Here is an 18,875-nt window from a genome sequence, read left to right on the forward strand (position 1 = left end):
TCAACGCCTGAGAGATTTACTCCTGCTCAGCACGATCATCTACATTGTCACCCTCTGTAGGAGAAAGGGTAGCCTTGAAGTCGGTAATACCGTACTTAGCCATGATGTTGTACCACTGGAGCAACTTCTTGATGTCGCTGTCACGTACACGGTCACGGTCGTAGCTAGGAAGAACCTCTGCGAAATAGCTGTGCAACTCCTCAGCAGAAGCCTTCTTGTAGTTGAAAGAACTAACCTTACCCTCTTCCTTCTTGCTTACGCTGTCGAGAACTTCCCACAATGGCACCTCATCAGCATCTGTATACATAGCGATGTCGCCAAGGCTTGTTACGCGATCTGTAGCGAAAGCAGGCATACGCTTATGTGACTCGTCGAGCATTTCAACGATTAAGTTTCTATTACCTCTAGATACCAGTTTGTAAAGGCCTGGCTTACCTGCAATTGAAAGAATTGTTTCCATTGTTTTTAATTCAATTATTGATTTATCCTTTTATATTATTATTTTAATTATCTCTCTAAAGCAATCGCCTGAGCAATTGCTGAACCTGCTCTTCCACATCCCTCACTCCATCATTCACGATTTCAAAATCAGAACGGGCAGCAAGTTCTTCCTGCGGCATCACGGCATCTATCCATTCCTGTGCTTTCTGCTCCGAAATATGATCCCGCAGCATGATACGCTTCAGACGTACTGGAACAGGAGCTGTAACACAGACCACGAAGTCGAAATGAGTACGGCGGTCGAAACCACTGTCAAAGAGAATAGCACTCTCCAACCATTGGTAATCGCTCTGCTCAAAATCTCTTGCCACAGCAGGATGCACCACATCATTGACCGCCTGCTTGTTTGCCTCACTAGCCAGGAGAAACTGGGCAAGCACAGGTTTCTGCAAGATTCCCTCTGCACTATATACCTCCTCGCCCACCAGCTGCTTCAAGCTTTCCTGCAAGTCGGCATCATAGCGCATCAACCGTTTGGCTTCAGCATCACAGTCATATACCTTGATGCCCTGTTTTTCCAAGATGCGGCATACATAGCTTTTTCCGCTACCAATGCCCCCCGTTATAGCTATCTTCATCACAATGAATTATAAATTATTAATTGTAAATTAAAAATTATTAATTATCATTGCTGTTCCAACAGATAATCTACAGTTTCGTTTTCCAGATGCGCCTTGCTGACAGAACGAGGCACACTCCTCAGCTGCAAAGTACACTTGTCAGACGGATTGTTAGCCAACTCATTGTAATCCACTACCACCTTGAACTGTTCAGGAGTAATGGTACGGAAGAGACTGGCTCCCACAGTGAATCTCACCGCAACCCTTGCCGGGAATGTACGAAGCACCATATTATCAGGCATATTGATTGCCTTTACCGGAACTTCAACAGATTCCTCTGTCAAGATATCCGGGTAAACGGAAAGTCTCACCTGCTTAGGCACGATTTTCACACCCCGAATCTGCTTGATCTTCACGTCCTGCTGAATCGTATCTTGCAGGTTGCGCTGATTGAACGGAACGATTTCTACCGATTCCAGCTGATCGAGCTGTCGCTTGTTGGCATAGACCGTAACCATTGTCGGGAAAAACTCAGTATGAGCCAGATAATAACGCCTGCTGGTAGTAATCCTACCCTTGAAGACCACCGGCACCTTCTTGGAAGAGCCATAGGTGAAGTAGAAATCAAACTTTCCTGGTTTGACAGAGAGCAACTTGCTGGAGCCATACAACTGCGCCTGCACCTGTTTCTGCACATCAGCCAGTGGTATTACTCCTGCGCCAGCATCATCATCAGCATAAGTTGAGAATTTGAAAGAGATAGGGTGGAATTTCCTTCCATAGGCATAAGTAGCCAGCGTAAATCCCTTATCTCTCACCGTAATCTTAACCGTATCAGGTAATTCACCAGTAATGATCGCATTACGTGGCATGCCAACCAGCTGTACGGGAATAGCAAATTCCCTCTCCAGCGTTTCGTTGAGCGACATCATCAACCAGAAGCCGCCACTGAGCGCCAAAAAGAACAAAAAAATCAGAAACTCCTTATTCATACCACTGAACAGGAAGTTTCTGACAGCAAGCAATATGTTCTTGATACTATGCATTAGGAGTCTGACTTGTAGCATCAGCAAACACGTAGCCCTTAGCCACAGTGATTACCACGCCACGAGCTATCTCAACATCGATAGTGTTAGCCTCTACATTCACGCGCTTTACGGTACCATAGACGCCACCACCAGTAACCACCTTAGAACCCTCCTGAAGAGAATTCTGGAACTTACGGATTTCCTTCTGCTTCTTCTGCTGAGGGCGAATCATGAAAAACCACATGATAACGAAGATAGCCACCATCATAATGAGGAAGGTCATGCTGCTTCCACCCTGCTGTGCCTGTAATACTAAATTTGTCATAGTCTTGTTATATATTTCTTTATAATTATTGATTCTTTTTTATATATCACGCGATTTAGTTCTCGTGATGATCTCTATACTTAGACTTGCGCTCTGGCAAATCCTTGGCAATGATACCCTGCTCATTCAGGTAACGGGCGATATTGTCAAGCATACCGTTCACATAGCCACCACTGCGAGGAGTACTGTAAATCTTAGCCATTTCCACATACTCATTGATGGTTACTGTAGCAGGAATACCAGGGAAGGTAGTCAACTCAGCGATGGCAATCTGCATGATAACCACATCCATGTAAGCCAGACGTGAGAAGTCCCAGTTGCGTGAAGCAGTACTCATATAGCGCTGATAAGAATCTGCATTGAGGATGGTAGCACGGAAGAGCTTTCTAGCAAATTCTCTATCCTCCATGTCCTTGTACTCAGGAAGGAGTTCCTGCTTGCTCTTGTTAGCCTTGTCAAAGCGCTTGATGGTCTTCAGCACGAAGGTATCAACGATATCCTTGTCATCATTCCAGTACAGGCTCTTCTCCTCGAGGAAAGCATCCATCTCATCATTGTTCTGGATAAACTTCTTATATACACGACGCCACCACTCACGGTCACGGTCGTAATCATCCATATCAGGGAGTTCTGCATCGAAAGCACCACTGACATAATCGGCATAGAGATCACTAGAAGTAATAGTATTGTACAAGCTACGAACCACCTCAATGTTCTCATCCCAATTAGAATGCTTCACATCAATCCAGTCGAGCAACATCTTATTCTCCTCCAACTGTACAGCAAATTCATTGAACGCCAAACGAGCAGAAGGCTCCTGAAGGCCCTCACGCTGCGCACGAACCACCTCAACATCGTAACGCTTACGGGCTTCCCCTGTAATAGCAACGATGAGCTGCAACATGTAGTTGTACAGATCGTACGACTTGGAGAGACTGAACATCAACTCCTTCTCAGCATTATCCATGTTGTAATTGCTGTTTTGATAGTATGCGTAGGTTAACTGCACAATCTTACGTCTTATCAAATCCCTATTAATCATTCTCTAATGTTTTTAAAAGATTTATTTATATGTTTACCAATTACGAGTGCAAATATACATATTTTATATAATATGAGCAAGAAAACGAGGAATATTTTCTACTTTTTTAAGGATAAAGGCATTATTTTTGATATTTTCTTCCAAAATATTTGCATATTCCAAATAAAATGAGTAATTTTGCAGCCGCTTTGCGGAAAAGATTCGCAGACACGCTTTTTCAAAGCTAATCCGTGTGATGGCGAGTTAAGGCACATTATTAAATTTTTAACAACTTAATTTAGAGTAACACAAATGAAAGAGATTAATGTAACAGGTCAGAAGCGTACAGACCTTGGTAAGAAAGCTTCTAAGTCATTGCGTAAGGAAGGTTTCATCCCATGTAACCTTTATGGTGAGAAGAAGGATGCTAACGGTGCTCCTGAGGCTATGTCATTCGCAGTTCCATTCACAGAGTTGCGTAAGATTATCTACACTCCTCATGTATATGTAATCAACCTCATCATCGACGGTGAGAGCCACACAGCTATCATGAAGGAGATTCAGTTCCACCCAACAACAGACGCTCCTTTGCACGTTGACTTCTACGAGGTGAACGATCAGAAGCCTATCACTATCGGTATCCCAGTTAAGTTGGTAGGTCTTGCACAGGGTGTACGTGATGGTGGTCGTATGAACCTCTCTATCCGTAAGATCAACGTTACAGCTCCTTACCAGGTTATTCCTGAGCACCTCGATGTAGACGTTACTGAGTTGAAGATCGGTAAGAGCATCAAGGTTGGCGACCTTTCATACGAGGGTCTCGAGTTGGCAACAAGCAAGGCTGTTGTAGTTTGCTCTATCAAGATGACACGTAACGCTCAGCTCGCTGCACAGGCTGCAGCTGAAGAGGAGGCTTAATTGATAAGTCATCGAGATTTTACGAACCTGAGTAAAGCATTATCAAACATTGGATAAATATTTGATTTGTGGGCTTGGTAACCCTGGCGATGAATACGCAGGAACCAGGCACAACACAGGATTTATGGTATTGGACGCTTTTGCTAAAGCGTCCAATATTCATTTTGAGGATAAGCGATATGGATTCGTCGCTGAAACCACACTCAAGGGCAGAAAGATCATTCTCCTGAAACCTACCACCTTCATGAACCTCAGCGGTAATGCAGTGAGATATTGGCTGAATCAGGAAAAGATTGATCAGAGCAGACTTCTGGTAATCAGTGATGAGCTTGCCCTACCCCTCGGTGCTTTCCGTCTGAAAGCCAATGGCAGCAATGGCGGGCACAACGGTTTGGGACATATCCAGCAACTTATCGGACAAAACTATGCTCGCCTGCGCATGGGTATCGGCAACGATTATCCGCGCGGTGGACAGATAGACTGGGTACTTGGTAAATACACCGAGGAAGACATGAAGGAACTTCAGCCTGCTATCGACCTGGGCGTAGAGATTATCAAGAGTTTTGTATTGGCTGGCATCAACAATACGATGAACCAGTACAACAAGCTTGGAAAAAAGTAATCATGAAAGAATCAGCAAGAATAGACAAGTGGCTCTGGGCAGCCCGCATTTACAAGACGCGCAGCATTGCAGCAGATGCCTGCAAGAATGGTCGTGTGACGGTGGGAGGCGTAAACAGAAAGCCATCCTTTATCATCAAGCGTGGCGATGTGGTGAGCGTGAAGAAGGCTCCTATCACCTATTCTTTCGAGGTACTCGACTGCATTGAGCAGCGCGTAGGTGCCAAGATGCTGTTTGGCGTTTACAAGAACGTTACCGATCCTAAGCAGTACGAACTTCTGGAAATGAGCCGCATCAGCGGATTCGTAGACCGTGCAAGAGGTACCGGACGCCCTACCAAGAAAGAGCGCCGTGCGCTCGATGCCTTCGTTGATCCAGCCCTGTTCGGATTCGAAGATGAGGATTGGGACGAAGAAGATCAATAATAAAAAAGAGACCCCTGTAAAGGCAAAAGCATTCCGACATGGAAGCTTTACCTTTACAGGGCGTTTTTTGTGTTTATATTCCAATGCTTATTACATGAGTACATTAGAACGGATACGAGACAATGTTTCCGGCGTCATCTGCAGATAATTAGCAATATAGGTGAGCGGAGCTCTTAATACTACCTGTGGATTCATCTCGCAAAGGCGCTTATACTTGTTTGGCGCTGTCTCAAAGCGCATCAGGTCGGCATGCACTTGCGACTGTATCAAACTCTCTTCCAGAATCTTACGATACAGCATCTGAATATTGACATTACGCATCGCAGCCGCCTCGAGCTTCGCCTTTGGCAAGATGTAAACCAATGTAGGTTCCAATGCTTCCACTTGTAGATGAGAAGGTTCCTCTTTAAAGAGACTTTCAATACACATGAAGATAGAGTGATCCACACCCAGGTGCTCGGTCACCTCCTTGCCATTCTTGATGTAATACTGTCGCACCAAGCCCTTCTCTATATACGAAATACCCGTACATACTTCTCCCTCGGACAAGATTCTCTCGCCCTTGCCATACTTCACCGGCACAAGCAAATCTTCCAGGACATCCAGCTCGTCGTGAGTCATCGTACTATACTTACGTGCAAGCTCTCTGGCTATGTCGCGCTTAGGTACTATAACCTTCATCAAGTCAGCCATAATAAAAAAAACTCCTATAATTTAGTTAATGTTATTTCAATATTAATCGAGTTTCAGCACAGCAAGGAAGGCCTTCTGTGGAACCTCCACATTACCAATCTGCTTCATGCGCTTCTTACCCTTCTTCTGCTTCTCCAGCAGCTTACGCTTACGGCTCACGTCACCACCATAACACTTGGCAGTAACATCCTTACGCACCTGCTTCACGGTCTCACGTGCCACAATCTTTGCACCGATAGCTGCCTGGATGGCAATATCAAACTGCTGACGTGGAATCAGGTCCTTCAACTTCTCGCACATTCTGCGTCCGAAGCTCACGGCATTGTCACGATGGGTCAAGGTGCTCAGCGCATCCACCGGTTCTCCATTCAAGAGGATATCGAGCTTCACCAGGTCAGAGTGACGGAATGAATCGATATGATAGTCGAACGAAGCATAACCCTTGGAAATACTCTTCAGCTTATCGTAGAAATCGATGACAATCTCGCCCAATGGCAACATGAAGTGCAACTCCACACGATTGCCGCTCACGTATTCCTGGTTAATCAATTCGCCACGCTTATCCAGACAGAGCTTCATGATCGGACCGATGTAATCGGCAGCAGTGATGATGGTAGCTCGGATGTATGGTTCCTCGATATGGTCAATCATGGTTGGGTCAGGCAATCCGGAAGGATTGTGGACCTCTTTCTCGCCTCCCTGCTTGTCGTATACCATATAGGATACGTTAGGCACGGTGGTGATGACATCCATGTTGAACTCACGGTCCAGACGTTCCTGCACAATCTCCATGTGGAGCAATCCGAGGAATCCGCAACGGAAACCGAAGCCCAATGCCACGGAACTCTCTGGCGAGAAGGTAAGCGAAGCATCATTGAGCTGCAGTTTCTCCAATGAGGCACGCAGATTCTCGTAATCGCTAGGATCGATAGGATAAACGCCGGCAAAGACCATCGGCTTCACTTCCTGGAAACCGGCAATCGCCTTGTCACAAGGACGGGCGATATGAGTGATGGTATCACCCACCTTTACTTCGGTAGCATTCTTGATACCCGAGATGATATAACCTACCTCACCGGTACCCAATTCCTTGCGAGGAATCATGTCCATCTTCAGCACACCAATCTCATCAGCATCATATTCCATGCCGGTATTGAAGAACTTCACCTTGTCACCCTTGCTGATCACGCCGTTTTCTATCTTGAAATAAGCGATGATACCACGGAAAGAGTTGAACACAGAGTCGAAAATCAAAGCCTGCAATGGAGCCTTGTCATCGCCTGTAGGAGCAGGCACACGTTTTACAACCGCCTCCAACACCTCTTCAACGCCCTCACCGGTCTTACCGGAAGCGCGGAGGATATCCTCATGCTTGCAACCAATCAGGTCTACGATTTCGTCTTCCACCTCCTCCGGCATAGCCGAAGGCATATCTATCTTGTTGATGACCGGAATGATTTCCAGGTCATGCTCAATAGCCATATAGAGGTTAGAGATGGTCTGAGCCTGCACGCCCTGTGTGGCATCAACGACCAGGAGCGCTCCCTCGCAGGCAGCGATGGAACGTGAAACCTCATAAGAGAAGTCTACGTGTCCCGGAGTATCAATCAGATTGAGAATGTATGTATCACCATCCTTTGCCTTATACTCCATCTGTATGGCATGGCTCTTGATAGTAATACCACGCTCTCTCTCCAAGTCCATGTCATCAAGCATCTGTCCTTCAGTAATCTTGATGGTCTGAGTCTTCTCTAACAATCGGTCTGCCAAGGTACTTTTACCATGGTCTATATGTGCAATAATGCAGAAATTTCTTATCTTATTTATATTCTCCATATAATTTTCTCTCTTTAGAGTGCAAAGATAGTTATTTTTTTCGTATCTTTGCACAAAATATCAGAAATTATAGAGATTTTTAGGTAAAATATAGAAAAATCATGAAGAAAAAGTTGATTTACATCGCTGTTTTGGTCTCTTTATTAGCATCTTGCACCGAAAGTCTGGAAGAAAAGGCTGAAAGAGAAGCTAAGGAGTATACGGAGAAAAACTGTCCTACACCTTTCGTGAATGACAGCAGAACAGATAGTGCAACCTTTGATAAGAACACCAGGGTTTACACTTATTATGTCACCTTGCGCAACAAGGCAGACAACAAGCAGGTCATAGATGCCAACAAGGACAAACTGCATAAGCTCCAGAAAGATGCCCTTGACAACAATCCCGGCTTGCAGAAATACAAGGAGAAGCATTTCAGCTTCCGTTTCGTTTATCATTCGGCAAAGAATCCGAAGGAGGTTCTGCTGGATGATTTGTTCAAGTATTAGATAAGGCACAGATTACTAGTATTAGAAAAGGCACGGATTACAGATAAGGCACGGATTACACGGATTACACGGATTTATGGCGCTAATCAATAGAGCTCATTTATAATTCCGTGTAATCCGTGTAATCCGTGCCTAATATATATCCGTGCCTAAAACACTCTTAATATCCCATTTCCTGCAAGGCTGTAGCCAGCTGGTCTGGACAGCTTGTAGGCTTGTTGCCACAAGTGATGCCCTTCAATCGGGCAATGACTTCCTTGGCCTTCATGCCCTGAATCAAGGCACAGACGCCCTTGGTATTGCCATCGCAGCCTCCGATGAACTGGGCATCCTGCACTTTTCCATCTTTATCTATACTGATGCAGATGTATTTTGAGCAGGTACCATGAGTCTGATAAGTTACCTTCTGCAACTTTTCCTGATTTTCATTGTTAGAATTAATCATAATGTTTTCTCCTTATTTTAAAGCTTTTGCTCTTACAGGGCGCGTGGTGAAATAAACACAAAACCCAGGGCGGTGCCCTGGGCTATGTGCTTCTGCCCTTTACCTTTCCCTTCGGCCGGTGACCGTTGGTTCAGGGCGTGCCTGTAAAAAGCAGCGCCTATCAGGGCGTAATATTATTCTGCGTCTGCAGGAATTTCTGGCTTCATGTTGGTATAAACTGTCTGAACATCGTCAAACTCTTCCAACTTCTCAACCATCTTGTCGATAGTTTCACGCTCCTCAGGAGTTACATCCTTCAAATCGTTAGGGATGTAAGTGAACTCGGCACCAGTTACCTCGAAACCCTCAGCCTCCAGATGCTTCTGAATCTCGCCGAAGCTTGTAGGAGCACCGTAGATAGTGATTTCGTTGTTCTCCTCATCCTCATCAAACTCATCTTCTACGCCGTAGTCGATCAGGTCGAGAATCATCTCGTCCATATCCAGACCATCCTTCTTCTTGAATGTGAACACTGCCTTGTGGTCGAAGAGGAAAGACAAAGAACCTGTTGTACCCAGGTTACCGCTGAACTTGTTGAAGATAGAACGAACGTCAGCCACTGTACGGGTAGTGTTGTCTGTCAATGTATCAACGAAGACAGCAACTCCGTGAGGGCCATATCCCTCGTATGTTACCTCCTTGTAATCGCTGGTATCCTTGCCACAAGCGTTCTTGATGGCACGAACGATGTTATCCTTAGGCATGTTCTCACGCTTACAGTTAGCGATGATAGCACGCAATGTTGGGTTGTTCTCTGGCTCTGGACCGCCTGCCTTTACTGCAATAGCAATCTGCTTACCCAACTTAGTAAATGTCTTGGCCATGTGGCCCCATCTTTTCAGCTTTGTAGCTTTACGATATTCAAATGCTCTTCCCATTGGAATAAATTTTTAAATGTTTATCGTTTTTTGTTTATAATATTATCTCAGTTCTGCGTCAATCGCATTCTGCATTATCTCAGTTCTGCATTGAGCTTGCCTGTAAGGTTGGCAATGAGCTTCTTCATGATAGCATCAATCTGCTTGTCATTCAATGTCTTCTCCTCATCCTGCAGGATGAAGTTTACGGCATAGCTCTTCTTGCCCTCTGGCAGGTTCTTACCCTCATATACGTCGAAGAGTACCACACTCTTCAGGAGCTTCTTCTCGGTCTGACGGGCAATCTGCTCAATCTGTGCAAACTCTACGTTCTTGTCAACGAGCAGTGCAAGGTCGCGGCTCACAGATGGATACTTGCAGATATCTGTGTAAGTAAGGTTCACCTTCTTCACGGTCTTCACCAGGTTATCCCAGTGAACATCAGCATAGAATACATCCTGCTCAATGTCGAATGCCTTCTTCAGCTTGTTGCTCAGAATACCCATCTCTACCAATACCTTGCCGGCACGGGTCTCATAGCTTACGCCCTTTGAGAAGATGTTGTTGTCGCTGTGCTTGATAACCAGGTTGTTCTGTGGCATACCTACACGGCGTAGGATATTCTCTACAACAGCCTTCAACTCGTAGATGCTGCTCTGCTCATCTGCATGAGCCCAACTGCCCTCTACGCGCTTTCCGGTGATCAAGAGTGACATGTGAGCCTCCTGAGAGTAAGCCTTGATAGGACTCTCTTCGCTCCACTTCTCCTTATTATATAAATAGGTGTTACCCACCTCGAAGAACTTCAGGTTCTGGCTCTTGTGGTTGATGTTGCGGGCTACGCTCTCCAAACCGCCGAAGAGCATGGTCTGACGCATCACGCCGAGATCAGCACTCAATGGGTTCATCACCTTCACTACATTCTCCAAAGGATACTTGTTCAGCTCCAGGTCTGTATAGTAGCTGGTCTTGCTCAGAGAGTTGTTGAGAATCTCCATGAAGCCCTCGCCTACCAACTGCTCTGCCACGAGGTTCTGGCTGTGATAAGCCTTGTCCTCATCACCCTGAACAGTCAAAGAACTCTTCAGCTGGGTTGGAATCTCTACATTATTATATCCGTAGATACGGAGGATATCCTCTACCACGTCGCAAGGACGCTGGACATCCACGCGATAAGCAGGAACCAAAAGGTCGATGCCCTCAGCATCCTCCTTCACGATCTTCATCTCGAGAGATGTGGCGATATTCTTGATGGTCTCAGCACCAATCTCCTTACCGATAAGGCGATGCGCATACTCATAGTTCAGGCGAACTGGGAAATCCTGCATTGGCTCTGGATATACATCCTTGATCTGCATGGAAATCTTGCCGCCAGCCAACTGCTTGCAGAGGATAGCAGCCTGCTTCAATGCATAAATCTGTCCGTTTGGATCTACGCCACGCTCAAAACGGTAGCTGGCATCTGTGCTCAAACCATGACGGCGAGCACTCTTGCGAATCCATGTCGGGTGGAAGTAAGCACTCTCCAGAACCACGCTCTTGGTGGTCTCGTAAGTACCGGAACCCTTACCGCCGAAGATACCGGCGATACACATTGGCTCCTCAGCATTGCAGATGCTCAGGTCGTGCTCACCCAGGGTGTGCTCCTCGCCATCAAGAGTGATGAACTTGGTACCCTCTGGCTGGGTGCGGACTACAATCTTATGACCGGTAACCATGTCAGCATCGAAGCAGTGCAATGGCTGACCGTATGCCATCATGATGTAGTTGGTGATATCCACGATATTGTTGATTGGACGCAAGCCGATGATATTCAGCTTATCCTGCAACCACTTAGGGCTCTCCTTCACCTCACAGTCGGTGATGCTTACGCAGGCATAGCGCTTGCAAGCCTCGGTGTTCTCAATCTCTACATCGATAGGAAGATCCTCGTTGTCTACTACGAACTCATCGCAAGATGGGCGATGCAGACAGGTTTCGTAGCCGTTCTGCTTCAACCAGGCATAGAGGTCGCGGGCCACACCCCAGTGGCCGAGTGCATCGGCACGGTTGGCAGTGATATCAATCTCGATGAGCCAGTCGCTCTCCAGGTGATAGTACTCGGCAGCAGGCTGACCAACAGGTGCATCCTCTGGGAGCACGATGATACCGTCGTGAGAAGTACCCACACCGATTTCATCCTCAGCGCAGATCATACCCAAGCTCTCTACACCGCGCAGCTTGCTCTTCTTGATGGTAAAACTCTGGTCGCCGTCGTAGAGCACGCAGCCCAGGTCGGCAACGATTACCTTCTGACCGGCAGCCACGTTAGGCGCACCGCAGACAATCTGCTGTGGCTCGCCCTTGCCCAGGTCAACGGTTGTTACGTGGAGGTGATCGCTGTTGGGATGCGCCTCGCATGTCAACACTTTACCTACATAGAGTCCCTTCAGTCCACCCTTGATAGACTGTACTTCTTCCAAAGCGTCCACTTCGAGTCCGCAAGAGGTCAGCACATCAGCTGTCTCCTGTGGTGTCAAGTCGAAATCGACGTATTCTTTAAGCCATTTATATGAAACGTTCATTATAATGATTTTTTATTTTATTTCCTTGATTCAAGCAAAGAGCCCGACCGCCGGCATAGCCGTATCAGTCATAATAGCCCTAAAACTTTGCAAAAATACAAAAAAAAACGCATATAAGCAAAAAACATTCGCCATTTTTGCACAATTTAAAAGTAAAACTATGCAAAAATGGCGAATGCCTACTCAAACACCTCATCGATGCCGTCTACCTGCTCGAAATCATCCTGGTCAGATTTCGGCTTATAGCATGGATTATAACCGTCTGGTAAATCAAATTTTACGTCCGGTCTGATGCCCAGCGTCGGATCGGCATAAACCTTCTTCATGAATATCGCCCAGATAGGAAGCGCCATGGTGGCTCCCTGTCCCATACTCATCGAATCGAAGTGGATATCACGCTCTTCACCGCCTACCCAGCAGCCGCTGACCAGCTGCGGAGTGAATCCGATAAACCATCCGTCACTGTTATTGTTGGTGGTACCCGTCTTGGCACCAATCTGTCCTTCCAGGTTATAGCGGTAGCGCAGTCTTCCAGCCGTACCGCCATCCACTACTCCCATCAGCATGGTGAGCATCTTCATGGCGTTCTCCGCACCAATCACCTCGTTCATGCGTGGCTGGAAGGTGGCTAAGGTATTGCCCTCATTGTCCTCAATGCGGCTCACGAACATCGGAGACGTACGGATGCCGTGGTTGGCAAAGGCCGTATAGGCACTTACCATCTCGCTGACACTCACCTCACAAGGACCCAGACACAAGCTCATAGAGGCATGGATATCAGGACTGTTGATACCGAAATCGCGCAGCATCTGAACAAACTGCTGCGGATTCAGCTTACTCATCAGATAAGCACTTATCCAGTTGTTACTCTGCTGCAATCCCCACTTCAGCGTCACCATCTGTCCATAGCGCGAATGGTTGGCGTTACGTGGCGTCCAAGGCCTTCCGGCTACCATATAGGTATGCTGGCGGTTTGGAGCCAAATCGCATGGCGAGAAGCCGTTTTCCATCGCCAGACTGTAGAGGAAAGGCTTGATGGTAGAACCTACCTGTCGGCGTCCCAGACTCACCATGTCGTACATGAAGTGAGAATAGTCCAGTCCTCCCACGTATGCCTTCACGGCACCTGTCTTCGGATCCATACTCATGAATCCGCTGCGCAGGTAGGTCTTGTAATAGCGGATGGAATCCAATGGACTCATCAGCGTATCCACGTCACCATGATAGGTGAACACGGTCATATCTATCTTCTTGCGGAAGGCATCATGAATCTCCTGTTCAGAACATCCTGCTGCCTTCATCGTCTGATAGCGCTCGCTCTGCGTAATGCTGCGGTTCAGGATTACCTTGATCTGCTTAGGCGTCAGCTTGTCGCTGTATGGCGAACTTGGCTTGCGTGCAGTCTCCTTGCTGAAGATAGGCTGCAGATAGCGTGCCACGTGCTGATATACAGCCTCTTCGGCATATCGCTGCATGCGGCTGTCGATGGTAGTGAACACCTTCAGACCGTCACTGTATACATTGTATGGCGAACCGTCTTTCTTATAGTTCTTGTTGCACCATCCGTAGAGCGGATCGGTGTTCCACAGGATGGAATCGGTCACGAACTGCGCATAGTTCCAGGATGGATAATTGCCACGTTCCGGACGCTTTGCCATCATGTAATGGCGCAGGTATTCACGCAGATAAGTGGCAGTACCGTCCTTATGGTCTGTACGGTGGAAGTTCAGCGTCAGCGGTTCGGCAGCATACCGGCTATACTCACCCCGGCTGAGATAACCTGCCTTCACCATCTGAGCGAGCACCACATTGCGTCTGTCGCGTGCACGGTCCGGATAGCGTACCGGATTGAAGAGCGACGGGTTCTTGCACAGTCCTATCAGGGTAGCCGCCTCGCAGAGCGTCAGGTCCTTCGGCTCTTTATTAAAATAGGTATTAGCCGCCGTCTTGATACCCACGGCATTATGCAGGAAATCGAAGTAGTTGAGATAGAGGGCGATAATCTCCTGCTTGGTATAGTATCGCTCCAGCCTGATGGCAATCACCCACTCTATCGGTTTCTGCAGCAATCGCTCCAGCGTACTCCCTGCCTTCTCGGAATAGAGCTGCTTGGCAAGCTGCTGGGTAATGGTACTGCCACCGCCGGCATTGGTCTGTCCCAGGATTCCACGCTTGATGATGGCACGTCCCAGGGCACGGTAGTCGATACCCGAATGCTCATAGAAACGGGCATCCTCGGTAGCCACCAGCGCCTTTATTAAATAAGGTGACATCTTCTTGTAAGGTATCACGATACGGTTCTCCTTGTTCAGGTTCCATGTACCCAGCACCTTTCCGTCTGCCGAATACACCTGAGTGGCGAATCTGCTGATAGGATTCTGCAGGTCCTCGATGTCCGGCATGTAACCGATCCATCCGTTCCAGATGGCAAAGAAGGCCAGCATAGCCGACACGACAAAGGTAGCAAAAATGCCCCATAATGTATAGATAAAATGTTTTCTCATCTCTATTTCTTCATTTATTTTGTGCAAAATTACATAAAAGTTTTGACTTTTCGCACATAAATCGAAAATTATTTGTAACTTTGGGGGCGATTTTAGAACATTACAATCAAAAACAAATGGAAAAACATAATTTTGTAACGATTGCAGACCTCTCTAAAGAGAAGATCACCTATCTCTTGGAGATGGCACAGGAGTTTGAAAAGCATCCTAACAGGGAGCTGTTGAAGGGAAAGGTTGTAGCGACCCTTTTCTTCGAGCCTTCTACTCGTACACAGCTCAGTTTCCAAACAGCAGCCAATCGCCTTGGCGCTCGCGTCATCGGTTTCTCCGATGCCAAGACTTCCAGCACCACCAAGGGCGAAACGCTCAAAGACACCATCCTCATGGTAAGCAATTACGCTGACGTGATTGCCATGCGCCATTTCATCGAGGGTGCCGCACAGTATGCAAGCGAGGTGGCTCCTGTGCCTATCGTCAATGCAGGCGACGGTGCACACATGCATCCTTCACAGTGCCTGCTCGACCTCTACTCTATCTACAAGACCCAAGGTACCTTGGAGAACTTGAACATCTATCTCGTGGGTGACCTCAAGTATGGCCGCACCGTTCACTCACTTATCACTGCCATGCGCCATTTCAATCCTACCTTCCACTTCATCGCACCTAAGGAACTTGCTATGCCTGAGGAGTATAAACTCTACTGCAAGGAGCATAACATCAAGTACGTGGAGCATGAAGACTTCAACGAGGACGTGATTGCCGATGCCGACATTCTCTACATGACCCGTGTTCAGAAGGAGCGCTTTTCCGACCTCATGGAATATGAGCGCGTGAAGAACGTATACATCCTGAAGCGCGACATGCTCTGCAAGGCAAAGGAGAACATGAAGATCATGCACCCGCTGCCACGTGTGAACGAGATTGCATACGATGTGGATGATGATCCACATGCATACTATATCCAGCAGGCTCAGAACGGTCTCTATGCACGTGAGGCTATCTTCTGCCACTGCCTCGGCATCTCGCTTGAGGACGTAAAGAACGATAAGACCATTATTGAGTAATTGATAATTAATAATTAACAATTAATAATTATGGGAAACAATAAAAGTCAATTAGTGGTTGCGGCTATCGAGAACGGTACCGTAATCGACCATATACCAGCTGAAAAGACCTATCAGGTAGTGAATCTGCTCCAGTTGGAAAAGATGGACACTCCTGTTACTATCGGCTACAACCTGCCATCCAAGAAGATTGGCAAGAAGGGCATCATCAAGGTTGCCAACAAGTATTTCACCGACGAAGAAATCAACCGTCTCTCCGTGGTGGCTCCTAACATCGGACTGAGTATCATCAAGGACTACGAAATCGTAGAGAAGAAGACCGTAGAGACTCCGGATACGCTGAAGGGCATCGTGAAGTGCAACAACCCTAAGTGCATCACCAACAACGAGCCTATGCAGACCCTCTTCCACACCGTAGACAAGGTGCTCGGCATCGTGCGTTGCCACTACTGCGACAAGGAGCAGCAACTGGGCACAGTAGAGCTTTGCAAGTAATTTAAAGGCAATAAAATAACAAAAAGTAAGCAATATCACTCAAAATATTACGATTTATTTGGTAGTTTGAGAGATATTGCTTATTTTTGTACCCGATTTCATTAAACATCAACCATAAAAAGTAAAGAGAATGGTAAAAGATCAAGAGATTTTCGACTTAATCGAAAGAGAACATCAGCGTCAGCTGAAAGGTATGGAGCTGATTGCTTCTGAGAATTTCGTGAGTGACGAGGTGATGAACGCTATGGGTTCTTACCTTACTAACAAGTATGCAGAAGGTCTGCCAGGAAAGCGCTACTACGGTGGCTGCCAAGTGGTGGATATCGTTGAGAACCTGGCTATCGAACGCGTCAAGAAACTCTTTGATGCTGAGTACGCTAATGTACAGCCTCACTCTGGCGCACAGGCTAACGCAGCTGTATTGCTCGCAGTATTGAAGCCTGGCGATACTTTTATGGGCCTGAACCTCGATCACGGTGGTCACCTTTCTCATGGTAGCCTCGTCAATACTTCCGGTATCCTCTACCACCCTATCGGTTACAACCTCAACAAGGAGACCGGTCGCGTGGACTACGACGAGATGGAGAAGCTGGCGCTGGAGAACAAGCCTAAGCTGATTATCGGTGGTGGTAGTGCCTACAGCCGTGAGTGGGATTATGCACGTATGCGCAAGATTGCCGACGAGGTAGGTGCGCTCCTCATGATTGATATGGCTCACCCTGCTGGTCTGATTGCAGCTGGTCTGCTGGACAACCCATTGAAGTATGCCCACATCGTTACTTCTACTACCCACAAGACTCTCCGTGGTCCTCGTGGCGGTATCATCCTCATGGGCAAGGATTTTGACAATCCTTGGGGATTGACTACCAAGAAGGGCGAGGTCAAGAAGATGAGCATGATCTTGAATTCTGCCGTATTCCCTGGTCAGCAGGGCGGTCCTTTGGAGCACGTCATCGCTGCCAAGGCTGTTGCCTTCAACGAGAACCTGCAGCCTTCATGGAAGGAGTATGCTGCTCAGGTGAAGAAGAACGCAGCTGTTCTTGCTGATGACCTCATCGGCCGTGGATTCAGCATCGTGAGCGGTGGTACAGACAACCATTCCATGCTCGTTGACCTCCGAAGTAAATATCCAGACCTTACAGGTAAAGTGGCTGAGAATGCGCTCGTTGCAGCCGACATCACAGTCAACAAGAACATGGTTCCATTCGACAGCCGTTCTGCTTTCCAGACATCAGGTATCCGCCTGGGTACAGCAGCCATGACAACCCGTGGCGCCAAGGAAGACATGATGCACCTCATCGCTGAACTCATCGAGGAAGTATTGAATGCTCCTGAGGACGAGAAGGTGATCGCACGCGTTCGTGAGAAGGTGAATGAGACCATGAAGGACTATCCTTTGTTCGCATACTAAAAGATATTTACAAAATAAAGATATTATTATTACAAACTGCGGGCTTACCGTCCGCAGTTTTTTGTTTCACTAAATAAATAATTAAGAAAAGAAAAGATTTATGAAAAAGATGAAAAGCCTACTGCTCATGGCACTTGCGTTGCTCCCTGCGAGCAAAACTTTAGCACAGACCAATGCCCAAGTCTTCTATGATTTCGGCAGTGACCGCAAGTTTGTTACCCTCACCCTCGAAATGTTCAAGCAGGACAAATGGGGTAACACTTATTTCTTTGTAGACCACGACTTCAACCTTGATCAGATGACAAACACTGATACAGGCAAGAAGTACGAGCACAACATGTCACAGGGTGGAACCTATACCGAGATCTCGCGCGCCCTCAACTTCTGGCAGAACACGAAGTTGAAGAATCTGAGCCTCCACGTAGAGTACAACGGCGGTATCTACAAGGACTACCCTATCAACAATGCCTGGCTCTTCGGTGTGGAGTATTTCATGCACGACAAGAGTTTCAAGAACACCTTGACGTTCCAGGCACTCTACAAGACTATCCGCAAGACCGACCAGAATGTGCCAATGCAGCTTACTGCTGTATGGGGATGCAAGGACATCTTTGGATTAAAGGGTTTGAACTTTAGCGGTTTCGCTGATTACTGGTGGGAGACCCACAGTTCGTTCAAGGACAAGGATGGCGACCTGAAGTTTGACAAGGACGGCAACGTAGCCTTCACTCCTGAGCACACCGTCTTCACCACAGAGCCACAGCTCTGGTACAACGTTGGCCAGCACTTCGGCTGCGAGAACCTCAGCGTAGGCAGCGAGGTAGAGATCAGCCACAACTTCGGCAGCAATGCCGGCTGGATGATCCGTCCTTGCCTCGGTGTAAAATGGGACTTCTAACCGTTCTCTTTTGAACCTTTTCTAAGGGCGGCAAGTTCTCAATAGAAGTGCAAAAATCTGAGGGGGTTTCAGGCTTAATAATCTATACCTGAAAACACCGAGGGGTTTGGGGGCGAGTAGCCCCCATGTATTGAGCTATGTCAAGAAATTCAATGAGCAATGCAATAAAATAAAACGGGGA

Annotated in this window: 19 protein-coding genes; 8 read left to right on the forward strand and 11 right to left on the reverse strand. The window is 47.2% G+C overall.

Annotation, left to right across the window (positions count from 1 at the left end; all coding sequences use genetic code 11):
- Window positions 1-16 precede the first annotated feature (16 nt).
- From ACTQ53_RS08680 to nusB, 5 genes are read right to left on the reverse strand one after another with little or no spacing between them, the layout of a single operon-like run.
- Window positions 17-460: a DUF5606 family protein gene (locus ACTQ53_RS08680; RefSeq protein WP_153122125.1), complete on the reverse strand. Its 444-nt coding sequence runs from the start codon at window positions 458-460 to the stop codon at window positions 17-19.
- Between the two features lie 55 nt (window positions 461-515).
- A complete protein-coding gene (gene coaE / locus ACTQ53_RS08685) occupies window positions 516-1,079 on the reverse strand; it encodes a dephospho-CoA kinase (protein WP_295346879.1) in 564 nt (187 codons plus the stop codon).
- A 47-nt stretch (window positions 1,080-1,126) separates the two neighbouring features.
- Window positions 1,127-2,053: a CdaR family protein gene (locus ACTQ53_RS08690; protein ID WP_441932746.1), complete on the reverse strand. Its 927-nt coding sequence runs from the start codon at window positions 2,051-2,053 to the stop codon at window positions 1,127-1,129.
- Between the two features lie 46 nt (window positions 2,054-2,099).
- Entirely contained in the window at window positions 2,100-2,414 is a 315-nt protein-coding gene (gene yajC, locus ACTQ53_RS08695) for a preprotein translocase subunit YajC (protein WP_153122128.1), read from the reverse strand.
- Between the two features lie 55 nt (window positions 2,415-2,469).
- Complete coding sequence (nusB, locus tag ACTQ53_RS08700) at window positions 2,470-3,456, reverse strand: transcription antitermination factor NusB (RefSeq protein WP_441932747.1); 987 nt, start codon at window positions 3,454-3,456, stop codon at window positions 2,470-2,472.
- Between the two features lie 291 nt (window positions 3,457-3,747).
- Between nusB and ACTQ53_RS08705 the strand changes: the two genes are divergently transcribed.
- From ACTQ53_RS08705 to ACTQ53_RS08715, 3 genes are read left to right on the forward strand one after another with little or no spacing between them, the layout of a single operon-like run.
- Window positions 3,748-4,353, forward strand: a complete 606-nt coding sequence (locus ACTQ53_RS08705; RefSeq protein WP_294967998.1) for a 50S ribosomal protein L25/general stress protein Ctc — start codon at window positions 3,748-3,750, stop codon at window positions 4,351-4,353.
- A gap of 49 nt (window positions 4,354-4,402) precedes the next feature.
- On the forward strand, window positions 4,403-4,975 hold the full coding sequence (pth, locus tag ACTQ53_RS08710; protein WP_218415853.1) for an aminoacyl-tRNA hydrolase: 573 nt from the start codon (window positions 4,403-4,405) through the stop codon (window positions 4,973-4,975).
- Between the two features lie 2 nt (window positions 4,976-4,977).
- Window positions 4,978-5,400 (forward strand): RNA-binding S4 domain-containing protein, encoded by a 423-nt coding sequence (locus ACTQ53_RS08715; RefSeq protein ID WP_153122132.1) that lies wholly within the window; start codon window positions 4,978-4,980, stop codon window positions 5,398-5,400.
- A 90-nt stretch (window positions 5,401-5,490) separates the two neighbouring features.
- On the opposite strand, the gene ACTQ53_RS08720 is transcribed toward ACTQ53_RS08715, so the two are convergent.
- Together ACTQ53_RS08720 and lepA are read right to left on the reverse strand one after the other, a co-directional pair.
- Window positions 5,491-6,093, reverse strand: a complete 603-nt coding sequence (locus tag ACTQ53_RS08720) for a Crp/Fnr family transcriptional regulator (protein WP_228117608.1) — start codon at window positions 6,091-6,093, stop codon at window positions 5,491-5,493.
- A 42-nt stretch (window positions 6,094-6,135) separates the two neighbouring features.
- Window positions 6,136-7,929 (reverse strand): translation elongation factor 4, encoded by a 1,794-nt coding sequence (gene lepA, locus ACTQ53_RS08725; RefSeq protein WP_294967992.1) that lies wholly within the window; start codon window positions 7,927-7,929, stop codon window positions 6,136-6,138.
- A gap of 101 nt (window positions 7,930-8,030) precedes the next feature.
- Between lepA and ACTQ53_RS08730 the strand changes: the two genes are divergently transcribed.
- Entirely contained in the window at window positions 8,031-8,417 is a 387-nt protein-coding gene (locus ACTQ53_RS08730) for a hypothetical protein (protein ID WP_217760106.1), read from the forward strand.
- A 160-nt stretch (window positions 8,418-8,577) separates the two neighbouring features.
- Here ACTQ53_RS08730 and ACTQ53_RS08735 read toward each other — a convergent pair whose 3' ends face one another.
- The 4 genes from ACTQ53_RS08735 to ACTQ53_RS08750 form a co-directional block, all read right to left on the reverse strand.
- Window positions 8,578-8,862, reverse strand: coding sequence for a TIGR03905 family TSCPD domain-containing protein (locus tag ACTQ53_RS08735; RefSeq protein ID WP_295346881.1), 285 nt, complete (start codon window positions 8,860-8,862; stop codon window positions 8,578-8,580).
- A gap of 173 nt (window positions 8,863-9,035) precedes the next feature.
- The gene (locus ACTQ53_RS08740) at window positions 9,036-9,779 is read right to left on the reverse strand and encodes a YebC/PmpR family DNA-binding transcriptional regulator (protein ID WP_235390180.1); all 744 of its coding nucleotides are present in this window, start codon (window positions 9,777-9,779) and stop codon (window positions 9,036-9,038) included.
- A gap of 74 nt (window positions 9,780-9,853) precedes the next feature.
- Entirely contained in the window at window positions 9,854-12,322 is a 2,469-nt protein-coding gene (gene pheT / locus ACTQ53_RS08745) for a phenylalanine--tRNA ligase subunit beta (protein ID WP_441932748.1), read from the reverse strand.
- Between the two features lie 179 nt (window positions 12,323-12,501).
- Complete coding sequence (locus ACTQ53_RS08750) at window positions 12,502-14,826, reverse strand: penicillin-binding protein 1A (protein WP_441932749.1); 2,325 nt, start codon at window positions 14,824-14,826, stop codon at window positions 12,502-12,504.
- 116 nt (window positions 14,827-14,942) lie between these two features.
- On the opposite strand from ACTQ53_RS08750, the gene pyrB reads away from it, so the two are divergent.
- The 4 genes from pyrB (at window position 14,943) to ACTQ53_RS08770 (ending at window position 18,694) form a co-directional block, all read left to right on the forward strand.
- Window positions 14,943-15,890 (forward strand): aspartate carbamoyltransferase, encoded by a 948-nt coding sequence (gene pyrB / locus ACTQ53_RS08755; protein WP_153122139.1) that lies wholly within the window; start codon window positions 14,943-14,945, stop codon window positions 15,888-15,890.
- A gap of 30 nt (window positions 15,891-15,920) precedes the next feature.
- The gene (pyrI, locus tag ACTQ53_RS08760; protein ID WP_295346884.1) at window positions 15,921-16,385 is read left to right on the forward strand and encodes an aspartate carbamoyltransferase regulatory subunit; all 465 of its coding nucleotides are present in this window, start codon (window positions 15,921-15,923) and stop codon (window positions 16,383-16,385) included.
- Window positions 16,386-16,515: 130 nt separating this feature from the next.
- The gene (gene glyA, locus ACTQ53_RS08765) at window positions 16,516-17,796 is read left to right on the forward strand and encodes a serine hydroxymethyltransferase (RefSeq protein ID WP_295346885.1); all 1,281 of its coding nucleotides are present in this window, start codon (window positions 16,516-16,518) and stop codon (window positions 17,794-17,796) included.
- A gap of 100 nt (window positions 17,797-17,896) precedes the next feature.
- Window positions 17,897-18,694, forward strand: coding sequence for a DUF5020 family protein (locus ACTQ53_RS08770; RefSeq protein WP_441932750.1), 798 nt, complete (start codon window positions 17,897-17,899; stop codon window positions 18,692-18,694).
- Window positions 18,695-18,875: the final 181 nt, after the last annotated feature.

Source organism: Prevotella sp. Sow4_E9_plate (assembly GCF_052116205.1).
GTDB lineage: Bacteria > Bacteroidota > Bacteroidia > Bacteroidales > Bacteroidaceae > Prevotella.

Excerpts from the sequence above, each read along its gene's own strand:
- ACTQ53_RS08715 (WP_153122132.1), top strand. The coding sequence starts at position 4,978 with ATGAAAGAATCAGCAAGAATAGACAAGTGGCTCTGGGCAGCCCGCATT.
- glyA (WP_295346885.1), top strand. The coding sequence starts at position 16,516 with ATGGTAAAAGATCAAGAGATTTTCGACTTAATCGAAAGAGAACATCAG.
- coaE (WP_295346879.1), bottom strand. The coding sequence starts at position 1,079 with ATGAAGATAGCTATAACGGGGGGCATTGGTAGCGGAAAAAGCTATGTA.
- lepA (WP_294967992.1), bottom strand. The coding sequence starts at position 7,929 with ATGGAGAATATAAATAAGATAAGAAATTTCTGCATTATTGCACATATA.
- pyrI (WP_295346884.1), top strand. The coding sequence starts at position 15,921 with ATGGGAAACAATAAAAGTCAATTAGTGGTTGCGGCTATCGAGAACGGT.
- ACTQ53_RS08750 (WP_441932749.1), bottom strand. The coding sequence starts at position 14,826 with ATGAGAAAACATTTTATCTATACATTATGGGGCATTTTTGCTACCTTT.
- ACTQ53_RS08730 (WP_217760106.1), top strand. The coding sequence starts at position 8,031 with ATGAAGAAAAAGTTGATTTACATCGCTGTTTTGGTCTCTTTATTAGCA.
- yajC (WP_153122128.1), bottom strand. The coding sequence starts at position 2,414 with ATGACAAATTTAGTATTACAGGCACAGCAGGGTGGAAGCAGCATGACC.
- nusB (WP_441932747.1), bottom strand. The coding sequence starts at position 3,456 with ATGATTAATAGGGATTTGATAAGACGTAAGATTGTGCAGTTAACCTAC.
- ACTQ53_RS08735 (WP_295346881.1), bottom strand. The coding sequence starts at position 8,862 with ATGATTAATTCTAACAATGAAAATCAGGAAAAGTTGCAGAAGGTAACT.
- ACTQ53_RS08720 (WP_228117608.1), bottom strand. The coding sequence starts at position 6,093 with ATGGCTGACTTGATGAAGGTTATAGTACCTAAGCGCGACATAGCCAGA.
- ACTQ53_RS08690 (WP_441932746.1), bottom strand. The coding sequence starts at position 2,053 with ATGAATAAGGAGTTTCTGATTTTTTTGTTCTTTTTGGCGCTCAGTGGC.
- ACTQ53_RS08770 (WP_441932750.1), top strand. The coding sequence starts at position 17,897 with ATGAAAAAGATGAAAAGCCTACTGCTCATGGCACTTGCGTTGCTCCCT.
- pyrB (WP_153122139.1), top strand. The coding sequence starts at position 14,943 with ATGGAAAAACATAATTTTGTAACGATTGCAGACCTCTCTAAAGAGAAG.
- pheT (WP_441932748.1), bottom strand. The coding sequence starts at position 12,322 with ATGAACGTTTCATATAAATGGCTTAAAGAATACGTCGATTTCGACTTG.
- ACTQ53_RS08680 (WP_153122125.1), bottom strand. The coding sequence starts at position 460 with ATGGAAACAATTCTTTCAATTGCAGGTAAGCCAGGCCTTTACAAACTG.
- ACTQ53_RS08705 (WP_294967998.1), top strand. The coding sequence starts at position 3,748 with ATGAAAGAGATTAATGTAACAGGTCAGAAGCGTACAGACCTTGGTAAG.
- ACTQ53_RS08740 (WP_235390180.1), bottom strand. The coding sequence starts at position 9,779 with ATGGGAAGAGCATTTGAATATCGTAAAGCTACAAAGCTGAAAAGATGG.